Here is a 10458-nt window from a genome sequence, read left to right on the forward strand (position 1 = left end):
ATGGACGGCCACGTGGTGGGGCGAGTACGCGCCCGAGATCAGCTAATCCAGCAGCTCCTCACGCAGAATGGACATCGGGATGGAACCGTAGCTCAGTGCCTGCTCATGGAACTCGCGGGTGCTCATACCCTGCGCCTGAGCGTCATGGCGCAGCTGGTGCCAGAGCCGCTCGCCGATGGCGTAGGAGGGGGCCTGGCCCGGCCAGCCGAGGTAGCGCAGCAGTTCGAACTGCAGGTTGGCTTCGTCCATGGCCGTGTTCTCCCGCAGGAAGGACTTGGCGTAGGAGTAGTCCCACACACCGGTGCCCTCCGGATTCTTCTTGCCCAGGTGCAGACCGATGTCCAGCACGACGCGCGCGGCGCGCAGGCGCCGGGCATCCAACAGACCCATGCGGGTACCCGGGTCCTCGTGGTAGCCGAGCTCCGCCATCAGCGACTCCGCGTAGAGGGCCCAGCCCTCGCCGTGCCCGGAGTTCCAGCAGGCCACGCGACGCCAGAGGTTGAGGTCATCGCCCTCCGCCAGGGTCTGGCCGAGCTGGAGGTGGTGGCCGGGCACGGACTCGTGGAAGACGGTGGTCAGCTCCTGCCAGGTGTGGAAGACGGTCTGGCCCTCCGGCACGGACCACCACATCCGTCCCGGCCGGACGAAGTCATCGCTCGGCGGGGTGTAGAAGATGCCGCCGGTCCCTGACGGATCGATCTTCGCCTCAATGGTCCTGACTTCCTCGGGGATGGTGAAGTGCTTCCCATCCAGCTCGGCGATGGCCTTGTCCGCCGTTTCCTGCATCCACTGCTGGAGCGCATCCACGCCCTCAATGCGGTAGCGCTCCTCGTGGTTGAGGTTGCGGTACGCCTGTTTCACGCTGGTGCCCTCGCCGTAGAGCTGGGTGGCGATCCCCTGCTGCTGGGCAGCGATGTCGCGCACCTGCTCCAGACCCCAACAGTAGGCCTCGTCCAGGTCGACGACATCGCCGACGAACTCGTGCGAGAACATCTCGTAGCGTTCGCGGCCCACGGCATCCTCGTGGGAGGCGTGCGGGGCGAGCTGCTCGCCCAGCCAGTCGGCCATCTCACCGAAGGCGCGCTTGGCGGCGGCCACCTCCGCATCGCGCGGGTCCACCCCGAGTCCCTCGAGCATGGAGCCGCTGTCCGCCAGGTCCTCGCACTGGGAGATGACCTCATCGACCTGGCGGTGGGAGGCCACCTTGCCGTGGGCGGCGGACTCGGCCAGGGACTCGCGGTAGCCCTCCAGGGAGTTGGCCACCTTGCCGAGGCGGGTCCGGATGGCGTCCCTCTCCTCGTCCGTGTCGCTGGGCATGAGCAGGAAGGTGTCGCGGATCGTCTGGACCGGCGACTCGATGTTGTTGAGCAGGCGGAGGTACTCGCCGCGGTGGTGCTTGTCGGCGATCAGGCAGAGCCGGTCGCGCAGGACGGCAGCAGTGACGTGGTCGACCTCGTCGAAGTCGTCCTCGTCATCGCTGTCGTCGGTGCTGTCGTCGAAGGCGTCGATGTCCGCGACCATCTCGCGGCAGCGTTCGGCGACGGACTCCCAGTGCTCGGGCGAGAAATCCTCAAGCTCGCCCTCGAAACCGGGGATCCCCCAGGCGGTGGCATCGGTGGGTGACAGTGCCGCCATGTCATGAACGAACACCTCACAGCTGGCGTCCAGCAGGGATGGAGACCGCTGTTCGGAACTCTCGAAACTCATGAGTGATGAGTGTAGCCCCGCCCCCACCACCTAATCCACCCGAGAGAAAACCATGAAGTCACAGGTGGGCCATAATATCGCCGGAAGCAAACTTAAGGTTGATGACGCAGTCGTCATTCCCCACCGGCCAGTCGAAGCAGCCACTCCGCGGCCCCAGGTCAGTCCCACTTATCGCCAGGGTCGCGCCAGGCGCTGAAGCCGGCGAAGAGTTCCTGTGGCGTATCCGCGACCACCAGGGCGTCCACGAACTTCCGGCGCAGAAAACCCTGGTCGCTCATCTGCTGCAGCATGTCCACCAGCGGGGACCAGAAGCCGACGGTGTTGAGCAGCGCGATCGGGCCGTCGATCTCCCCGAGTTGCTGCATGGTCAGCACCTCGAACGCCTCTTCCAGGGTGCCCGCCCCGCCGGGCATCACCACGAAGGCGTCGGCCAGGTCTTCCATGCGGGTCTTGCGCTGCGCCATGGTGTCCACGACCTCCAGGCGGCTGAGCCCGTGGTGCGCGATCTCCCGGTTGACGAGGGACTGCGGGATGACCCCCACCGCCTCGCCGCCGGCACTCAGCACTGAATTCGCCACCGCGCCCATCAGGCCGACGTTTCCGCCACCGTAGATCAACCGGATGTCCCGCCGTGCCAGTTCCCTGCCGAGTTCTTCGGCGTCGGCCAGGTAGGCGGCGTCGAAACCCGCACGGGAACCGCAGTACACCGCCACCGCACGGATCACCGGGGCTTCGTGGGCGGCGCCGCCAGCCGGGGCTCCGCCGAGGTCCAGCAGCATCGTGCCGGGGTGCAGGACCGGCCCGCCGACCGGGACCGGACGAAAGCCGTGCCGCTCATAGAGCCGCCGGGCGGGATTCGTCTCCTCCACGGACAGTGAAATGCCCGGCCAGCGGGAGTCCTTGGCGTGGGTGACCATCAGCTCCAGCAGCACATTGCCGATGCCCTGGCCCTGCCGGGAGGCATCCACGCTGATCACCAGCTCCGGGACGGTGTCGGCGACGTGGCCGTAGCCACGGTCAAACACCACCCAGACCGCTCCGGCGGGATGACCGTCAATGGCGGCCACGAAGCCGTGGTCCCCGCGCTCGGGGTGGAAATCCAGGTAGCGGGACCAGGGTTCCTGTTCCAGATCCGCCACTCCGATCCGGTCCCCGGTGCGGTTGACGTTGCGCATGGTGGCTTCCGCCCGCAGTCCGCGATGGGCACGGGTCATCGGGATCAGATCCAGTCCAGGAATCGCTGCGGCAGTCATGGCCACGATATTAATGGTGACACCGGACATCGCCGCGGCCGACGATCCCGCTGCCGGTCATCCGCAGACGGGCACTGGCAGCTGCCCGGACGGCCAGCTAGCGTCGGAGTCATGACCTCGCAGCAGTTCGACCAGGATCTGATCCGGGCCGTGGAACTGGCCCGCGGCGCCCGGAGCGTCGAGGTGTTCACCGGGGCTGGCATGAGCGCGGATTCCGGGCTGGACACCTTCCGGGACGCCCGGACCGGGCTCTGGTCGAAGGTGGATCCGCAGGCGATGGCGAGCATCGACGCCTGGGCGCGGGATCCGGAACCGATGTGGGCCTGGTACCTGTGGCGGGCACAGCTGGCGTTGCGGGCGGAGCCGAACGCCGGCCACCGCGCGATCGCCGACTGGGCCACGCTGCCAGGTGTGACCGAGGTGCACGTGACCACCCAGAACATCGACAACCTGCACGAGCGTGGTGGGGTGGGGGCGGTGGCCCACCTGCACGGCAGCCTCTTCGACTACCGCTGCACGATCTGCTCCCGACCGTGGCGGGGCCGGGTGGAGTACCCCGCGGAGGCGGTGCCGCGGTTGTCGCCACCGCCGTGCCCGCTGTGCGGCAACCTCATCCGACCCGGGGTGGTGTGGTTCGGGGAGCCTCTGCCGCAACGCCAGTGGCAGGTCGCGGAGGAGAAGATGCACTCGGCGGATCTGGTGGTCATCGTCGGCACCTCCGGTGTGGTGTATCCGGCGGCCTCCCTGCCACTGTTGGCACACCGGCGGGGCACCCCGATCCTGGAGATCTCCCCCACCACCACCGACCTCAGCGGTGTGGCGACGTTGTCCTGGCGGGCCACCGCCGCCACCGCCCTTCCGGCACTGGTCAACGCCCTGGGAGAGAGGGTCAGCGGCTGAACGGGGGTCCTGCTCCCCCGTTCTCGGGGACGCCGGCCGACCGGGAAACCGCATTATCCGTTTGGGCCCAAATTTTCCCTCTGGAACATATTAGAATCAGGGCACAGGTTCACTACTTTTCGGTGGCGTCGGCCCAGCCCGGCCGAAGCTCCCGGAGCCCGCCCCCAGGGCCTTCCCGTGGGCGCCGCACCACCAGGAGGACATTCATGCGGACATGCGGCTCCACCACGGCGTTCACCCTGTTTACCGTGATAGCAGCGGGACTGCTTTCCGCCTGTTCGGGCACCGCCGAAGCACCGGTTCCGGGATCACATGATGACGTCACCGGGGAGCCGGGGGTTCCCGGGACGTCCCAACCCGCTCCCAACGACGGCTGTGACCTCGACCTGGCTTCCACCGCCTTCGGCCCCTACACCGCGTTGCGGCAGATCCCCACGATCAATGCGAATGGCGGTGCCCCCGAGGAACAGTTCTGGGCGGGATATCCGTTGTACCGCTTCACCATCGCCGACAACAGCTTTGATCCCTGCGCCGATCTCAGCTGGATCCGTCTGGCCGGCACCACGGAATCGGACACACCCGCCGAAGACGTGGGCGCCGCCCCCGGCACCAGCAACGCCATCGTGCTCTTCCACCGGGACAAGCTGATCACGGCACCACTGCCGGTGCCCATGGCGGAAAATGTGCAGGTGAGTCGCACCGCAGACAACACCCTGGAGATCACGTTCGGTCATTACGCCCCACCCGGCGAAGTAGTTACCCAGGAGTTGCGCACCCTCCATCTGAGGTGGGAGGACAACCAGCTCCAGCTGGACGACCCCACCTGGTACGCGGAGTATGCCGCTGCCCGCCCGCAGCTGGACCTGACCACCCCGCCACCTGGTTCCGACGCCCCGGTGCTGCCGCGCGGAAACGTCCGCACCAAGCCCTTCGAGGCGGAATATGAGCTGGCACCGTTTCCTGCCTCGAATTTCCGGGTGCCCCTGGCTGAGGGCCGGGAACTGCGCTGCGTCCTGCAGTTTGCCTCGGACCAGCCCAGCTGGGGGTGGGTGGGCTGTTTGAACGGGGACGCCACCTGGCCCCGGGTGGGCCCCGAGTACGGGTTCCAGCCCCACCCCGCACCTTTTGTCCCCGCCACGGAGAATCCTGCGGCAACAGACACCGCAGTAGAGAACACCACCAATTATCTCCAGATCTCCTTCCTGCCCACCATGCTGGCCAGCACGCGGGTGGATGCAGCGGCCGCGACAGACATCCCCTTCGGCCGAACGGTGCCCGATGAGGCGCTGACCAGGGTGGAGCACTATGTGGTGGACACGCGGGGAGAAGGGGTGACCATCAGTTACGGCGGTGCCGGGGTGCACCTGACGTCCGATGGTTTCGAGACCACCTCCGTCCATCTGATCGATCAGGAGCGCTGGCCCTGGTGAGCTGGGACACGTGCCAAGACGTCCTGCTCCTGCGGTGGAAATCCCCGGTCACCGGGGGCTAGAGTCTCCTCAAGTGAGCTTCCGAGACATTCTCGCCGACACCCGGCCACTGCGGGTACCCGCCTATAAGCGGCTGTGGACCGCCAATATCGTCACCGTGATCGGCGCGCAGCTGACCGTGGTGGCGGTTCCCACCCAGATCTACGCCATCACCGGCTCGAGCGCGTACGTGGGACTGACGGGGCTCTTCGGCCTGGTGCCGCTGGTGGTCTTCGGACTCTACGGCGGTTCCATCGCCGACGCCTTCGACAAACGCAAGGTGCTGATCGGCACCACCCTGGGGATGATCGGCACCACCGCCCTCTTCCTGGCGCTCAGCGCACTGGACAATACGAACGTGTGGCTGCTGTTGACCACCTTCTCCCTGCAGCAGGCGTTTTTTGCGGTGAACCAGCCGACCCGGACCGCCGTGTTCCGGGCCATCCTGCCCCTGGACCTGCTGCCCGCCGGTTCCTCCCTGAACATGATGCTGATGCAGGCCGGGGCGATCGTCGGCCCGCTCCTGGCCGGGGCGATGATCCCTCTGATCGGGTTCACCTGGCTCTACCTGGTGGACGTGGTGTTCCTGCTGCCCACCCTGTTCGCGGTAGTCAGCCTGCCCACCCTGCGCCCGAGCGGCGAGGTGGTCAAGGCCGGCTTTCGTTCCGTGGTCGCCGGGCTGCATTACCTGTGGACTCAGCCGGTGTTGATGGTGGCGATGCTGCTGGACCTGATCGCCATGACCTTCGGCCAACCCCGGGCACTCTACCCGGAGATCTCGGACATCAGTTTCGGCGGCGGTGAGGACGGTGGCATGATGCTGGCTTTCCTCTACTCCGCCATGGCCGCCGGTGCGGTACTCGGTGGACTGTTCTCCGGTTGGGTCTCCCGGGTGCTGCGCCAGGGACTGGCGGTGATGGTCTGCGTACTGGCCTGGGGTGTCGCGGTGATCGGCGCGGGCGTGGGTGTGCTGCTCAGTCCCGGCGCCGTGACCTCCTGGGCCTGGCTGGTGATCATCATGCTCGTGCTCGGCGGCGCCTTCGACATGTTCTCCGCTTCGCTGCGGACCGCAATCCTGCAGCAATCCGCTGCCGCCCACGTTCAGGGACGTATTCAGGGCATTTATATTGTCATTGTGGTCGGTGGCCCGCGGCTTGCCGACGTCCTGCACGGCTGGTCCGCCGCCCCGCTGGGCGCCGGTTGGACAACTCTCCTGGGAGGCGTGCTGGTGGTGGCCCTCACCGCGGTACTACTGCTGGCAGTTCCGGCCTTCCGGCGTTACCAGCGGCCCGGACGCCGGGAAAACCACCCCGGGTAGACTACTTTGTCTCCAATATTCCACCTCAGTTAGACAGCATGGTCTAAACTGGCTTATGATCTAGCTCATGTCAACCTCCGCGAATCAGCCTTCCACTGCGGTATTCAGCCGTCCCCGCACACCGGCGGCGAAATGCCTGCACCTGATCCGCACCAGGCAGATCATCGCCCGCAGTGAGCTGGTCATTGCCACCGGGCTGTCCCAGCCCACCGTCACCCGGGCGGTCAGCGCCCTGATAGACACCGGGCTGGTCCACGAACGTACTGATTTAAGCAGCGCCCGGGGCCGGGGACGGCCGACCATCCCGGTCGAACTGGCCCCCAGTCCGTGGCTGCACGCCGGTGTCGCCATCGGCACCACCAGCACTTACATCGCCCTCTACGACTCCAAGGGACGCACTTTCCGGGACGGTCACGTCAACCGCAACGTCGCCGACGTCAGCCCGGAGGATTTCGTGGAGTACGTGATCGCCGGCCTCCACCAGCTGACCAATGGTCTGGCCAATCCCCTGGTCAGCGTCGGCGTGACCTCCTCCGGACGGGTCAGCTCCGAAGGGGTGGTGGACGCGCCGAATCTGGGCTGGCACAACCTGGATCTGGCCGACCGGCTGCGCTACCAGTTCTCCGTCCCCGTCATCGTGGCCTCCGCCGTGCCCGCCCTCCTGGCGGCGGAGATGCAGTCGACGGAGCTGCCCGCCCCCGGGGAGAGCGAGCCCGTCCTCAATCTCTTCGCCGATGACACACTGGGCGCCGCCCTGGGCGATGACGTGGGAGTGCACTCCATCGCCCCTCTCCCGGAAGCCGAAAGCGAACTGCTCAACACCACCGGCCTCGCCACCGAGGAAACCCTGAGCACACAAGGCTTCTTGCGGCGCCTGCGCGACCTGGGCCACGATCTCCCCACCCTGGACGCCACCGTGCGCGCCGGAGAATCCACACCGCAGGTCAGGGAGCTGCTGGATGAACGCGCCCGGCTGCTGGGACGCGTGGCCGCGGAACTGGTCACGATCCACCGGCCCACCACACTCGTCATCTGCGGATCGGCCTTCACCGGAGACCCCCACGCCCCGAAGCTCTTCGCTGAAGTGGTTCGCAACGCAGCCGGGAGAGGACTGGATCTGCGGATGATCCCCACGCACCGTGAAATCGTGCGCGCTGTGGCACGCGCCGCGGCCCTGGACCAACTGCTGCGGGAACCCCTCAAGCTGACACCAGAAATCAGGCAGCCCTGAGGTAGCCCCGCAGAGCCGGGCGGGACTGCTGGCGAAGCGGCAGCCGAACGTCACCGGTCACCTGCCCGCAAGCAGTCCCCGTAATGAACGCAGAGCCTTTTGGCGGCAGCGCATTCAGTCGAAGCGCACATCCTCGAGACACAACGTCTCATCCGACTGTCGGGCGGCCACATCCACGTAGTGCCTCGCGTGCGGGATGAAGGCCGCCGACTGCTCCTGGCTCAGTTCCCGCCGGACAGTCGCGGGCATCCCCACCGCCAACGACCGGGGCGCGATGACCTGGCCCTCCAGCAGCACGGCGCCGGCGGCGATCAGGGAACCGGGCCCCACTTCGGAGCGGGAGAGCAACGCCGATTTCATGCCGATCAAGCTTCCCCTGCCCACGGTCGCCCCATGCACCAACGCCAGGTGACCTACAGTGACGTCCTCGCCCAGGATGCAGGGCGCATTCCGGTCCACGTGCAGCACACAATTGTCCTGTATATTGCTGCGCGCCCCGACCTCAATCCGGTTGACGTCCCCGCGCAGCACCGCCCCGTAGAAGACCGATGCGTGCGGACCGATCTCCACGTCACCGATGATGGTGGCGGTCGGGGCGATCCAGGCGGTGGTGTGGATACGCGGTCGCTTTCCCTGGAACGGGAGAATCAGCGGTCCGGTCATCTGCTGCTCAATTCTTTCCGAAGCATCTCCACCTGGCCGATCTCGGCGAACAGGATGCCCTGCATGCCAAGCTGCTCCGCGGCCTCGACATTCTCCCACCGGTCATCGATGAACACGGTGTCCGCCGCCTTGGCGCCCATCGCGTCCAGAGCGACGTGAAAAGCCTTCTCATCCGGCTTGACCACGCCGATGTCAGAGGAGAAGGTCACGGCGGAAAACTCGCGCAGCCACGGAAAATCCGCCCGCACCCGATCCGCCAGTCCCGCCGGGATATTCGACAGGAGACCGACGTGGCAGCCGGATCCGATCAAGCTGAGCACCAGATCCACCATATCCTGATCCGGCTCCAACCAGCTGGCCTCATCAGCCGCAACCGCCTCGGCGATATCGAAGTCCGGCAGGCCGGCACGCAGCCGGAGCTGCTGCCAGTAGTTGACGTCGCTGACCAGGCCGGCATCATAGGCGGGGCGGAGATCCCAGTAATGGGACCAGATTGATGCGTCACTGACCACCGCCCATTCGATCCGGCGTTTCGCCTCCTCCGACTGGGTGCGCATGAGCACCCCGTAGAGATCGAAGAGAAGACTGGTCATGACGGCCCTCCTTGGAGCAGGCAGGTGTTAAAGATATCCCCAGAGTACCTACGTCATGGCACACGATGGGACGGACAGCACATTTCTGGATGACGTTAAGGGGTTCTGCGGCACCACCGGCCTCACCGGCATACCTGCCCACCCCATAGACTCGGAGGTGATGATCGATTTTTCCGCCACCGCTGATATCGTCGCCCCGCAGCTGCTGGGGTGCACACTGACCCACGCCGGAGTCACCGTCCGGCTGACCGAGGTGGAGGCCTACCTCGGCGCCGAGGATCCCGCCGCCCACACCCACCGCGGGGTCACCGACCGGAACCGGGCGATGTTCGGGCCCGGCGGTCACATGTACATCTACCTGTCCTATGGCATCCACCGCGCAGGCAACATCGTCTGTGCGCCGGAAGGCGTGGGCCAGGGGTGCCTGCTGCGCGCCGGGGAGGTGATCGACGGTCTCGAGCTCGCCCAGGAGCGCCGCGGTGATGTTCCCTTCGCTCGCCTGGCCCAGGGGCCGGGCAACCTCGGCCAGGCGTTGAATTTCCAGCTCACGGACAACTTCTCCCCGGTCACCGGGCCGGATTTCCGGCTCTCCCCGCGGCCCGGAGAGCCCGAGTGGGTACGTGGTCCGCGGATCGGCATCTCCAAAAACGCCGACGCCCCCTTGCGCTTCTGGATCCCGGGCAACAAGACGGTGAGCGTGCGCCGCGGCCGGCCACGGGGCTGACGCACCCCATTACGCTCGCCCACATGACGACCGATACGCCGCACCCGGAAACCGCTCCCCAGGATTCCCCCGCCACCGCCCGTAAAACGGGTAATGAGGCAATCGTTGACGCTGCCGGCTACCCCCTCGACAGTGTCCTCGGCTGTTGACGGTGGAGCTCCTCGGACCTGCTGGACAATACGATGCGGGGACTGGTGGCCGAGTATCTGGTGGGGCTCGCGCTGGATTGTGTGGGCACCAGCGTCCGGCAGGAGTGGGACGCCTATGATCTCAAGACTGCGGACGGCATCAGGGTTGGGGTGAAATCATCCAGCCACCTGCAGAGCTGGCATCAGCACAGTCCCGCTGTCCTCCCCATGAGCGTTTATCCCTAGTTAAGTTAGATAGATGTCTTTGCGGACACGGAGTTGGCTTTCCGGCCAAAACTCGAAGCGGATCTGACCGGGTGAGAAGTCCCGACCATGAGGCACGCCCTAGATGATTGATTCCAGGGAGAGTCGCTGCTCATAAGACAAAGCGAGAGTGTTGAAGAATCGAAGTTGTGGACAACGATCTCAACACTCTCGCAACAGCACTGTACGTCGCCACCGACGACTACCT

Annotated in this window: 10 protein-coding genes; 6 read left to right on the forward strand and 4 right to left on the reverse strand. The window is 66.2% G+C overall.

The genetic code is table 11. From position 1 onward, the window contains the following. Nucleotides 1-42: 42 nt before the first annotated feature. Nucleotides 43-1707, reverse strand: coding sequence for a DUF885 domain-containing protein (locus ACQCVD_RS07255; RefSeq protein WP_426823051.1), 1665 nt, complete (start codon nucleotides 1705-1707; stop codon nucleotides 43-45). Nucleotides 1708-1865: 158 nt separating this feature from the next. Beyond that, on the reverse strand, nucleotides 1866-2960 hold the full coding sequence (locus ACQCVD_RS07260; RefSeq protein WP_426823052.1) for a TIGR00730 family Rossman fold protein: 1095 nt from the start codon (nucleotides 2958-2960) through the stop codon (nucleotides 1866-1868). Between the two features lie 111 nt (nucleotides 2961-3071). On the opposite strand from ACQCVD_RS07260, the gene ACQCVD_RS07265 reads away from it, so the two are divergent. The 4 genes from ACQCVD_RS07265 (at nucleotide 3072) to ACQCVD_RS07280 (ending at nucleotide 7878) form a co-directional block, all read left to right on the forward strand. Continuing rightward, nucleotides 3072-3860 (forward strand): NAD-dependent deacylase, encoded by a 789-nt coding sequence (locus ACQCVD_RS07265; protein ID WP_426823053.1) that lies wholly within the window; start codon nucleotides 3072-3074, stop codon nucleotides 3858-3860. A 206-nt stretch (nucleotides 3861-4066) separates the two neighbouring features. Beyond that, on the forward strand, nucleotides 4067-5290 hold the full coding sequence (locus ACQCVD_RS07270) for an LppP/LprE family lipoprotein (protein ID WP_426823054.1): 1224 nt from the start codon (nucleotides 4067-4069) through the stop codon (nucleotides 5288-5290). A gap of 73 nt (nucleotides 5291-5363) precedes the next feature. After that, on the forward strand, nucleotides 5364-6647 hold the full coding sequence (locus ACQCVD_RS07275) for an MFS transporter (protein ID WP_426823055.1): 1284 nt from the start codon (nucleotides 5364-5366) through the stop codon (nucleotides 6645-6647). A gap of 67 nt (nucleotides 6648-6714) precedes the next feature. Continuing rightward, nucleotides 6715-7878: an ROK family protein gene (locus ACQCVD_RS07280; RefSeq protein WP_426823056.1), complete on the forward strand. Its 1164-nt coding sequence runs from the start codon at nucleotides 6715-6717 to the stop codon at nucleotides 7876-7878. A gap of 114 nt (nucleotides 7879-7992) precedes the next feature. Here the strand turns inward: ACQCVD_RS07280 and ACQCVD_RS07285 are convergent, their stop codons facing one another. Both ACQCVD_RS07285 and ACQCVD_RS07290 read right to left on the reverse strand, forming a co-directional pair. Next, nucleotides 7993-8541, reverse strand: a complete 549-nt coding sequence (locus tag ACQCVD_RS07285; protein ID WP_426823057.1) for a gamma carbonic anhydrase family protein — start codon at nucleotides 8539-8541, stop codon at nucleotides 7993-7995. Then, nucleotides 8538-9134: an HAD family hydrolase gene (locus tag ACQCVD_RS07290; RefSeq protein WP_426823058.1), complete on the reverse strand. Its 597-nt coding sequence runs from the start codon at nucleotides 9132-9134 to the stop codon at nucleotides 8538-8540. Before ACQCVD_RS07290 ends, ACQCVD_RS07285 begins: the two co-directional genes overlap by 4 nt. A 160-nt stretch (nucleotides 9135-9294) precedes the next feature. Between ACQCVD_RS07290 and ACQCVD_RS07295 the strand changes: the two genes are divergently transcribed. Continuing rightward, nucleotides 9295-9858, forward strand: coding sequence for a DNA-3-methyladenine glycosylase (locus tag ACQCVD_RS07295; RefSeq protein WP_426823059.1), 564 nt, complete (start codon nucleotides 9295-9297; stop codon nucleotides 9856-9858). A 23-nt stretch (nucleotides 9859-9881) separates the two neighbouring features. Then, nucleotides 9882-10007 carry a hypothetical protein gene (locus ACQCVD_RS07300; protein WP_426823060.1) on the forward strand — a complete coding sequence of 42 codons (126 nt, stop codon included), beginning with the start codon at nucleotides 9882-9884 and terminating at the stop codon, nucleotides 10005-10007. Nucleotides 10008-10458: the final 451 nt, after the last annotated feature.

The organism is Corynebacterium halotolerans (assembly GCF_050107895.1).
Taxonomy (GTDB): Bacteria; Actinomycetota; Actinomycetes; order Mycobacteriales; family Mycobacteriaceae; genus Corynebacterium; species Corynebacterium halotolerans_B.

Bases quoted from the DNA above. Each gene is read 5' to 3' on its own strand.
- ACQCVD_RS07255 (WP_426823051.1), bottom strand. From the start codon at position 1,707: ATGAGTTTCGAGAGTTCCGAACAGCGGTCTCCATCCCTGCTGGACGCC.
- ACQCVD_RS07300 (WP_426823060.1), top strand. From the start codon at position 9,882: ATGACGACCGATACGCCGCACCCGGAAACCGCTCCCCAGGATTCCCCC.
- ACQCVD_RS07295 (WP_426823059.1), top strand. From the start codon at position 9,295: ATGATCGATTTTTCCGCCACCGCTGATATCGTCGCCCCGCAGCTGCTG.
- ACQCVD_RS07280 (WP_426823056.1), top strand. From the start codon at position 6,715: ATGTCAACCTCCGCGAATCAGCCTTCCACTGCGGTATTCAGCCGTCCC.
- ACQCVD_RS07265 (WP_426823053.1), top strand. From the start codon at position 3,072: ATGACCTCGCAGCAGTTCGACCAGGATCTGATCCGGGCCGTGGAACTG.
- ACQCVD_RS07290 (WP_426823058.1), bottom strand. From the start codon at position 9,134: ATGACCAGTCTTCTCTTCGATCTCTACGGGGTGCTCATGCGCACCCAG.
- ACQCVD_RS07260 (WP_426823052.1), bottom strand. From the start codon at position 2,960: ATGACTGCCGCAGCGATTCCTGGACTGGATCTGATCCCGATGACCCGT.
- ACQCVD_RS07285 (WP_426823057.1), bottom strand. From the start codon at position 8,541: ATGACCGGACCGCTGATTCTCCCGTTCCAGGGAAAGCGACCGCGTATC.
- ACQCVD_RS07270 (WP_426823054.1), top strand. From the start codon at position 4,067: ATGCGGACATGCGGCTCCACCACGGCGTTCACCCTGTTTACCGTGATA.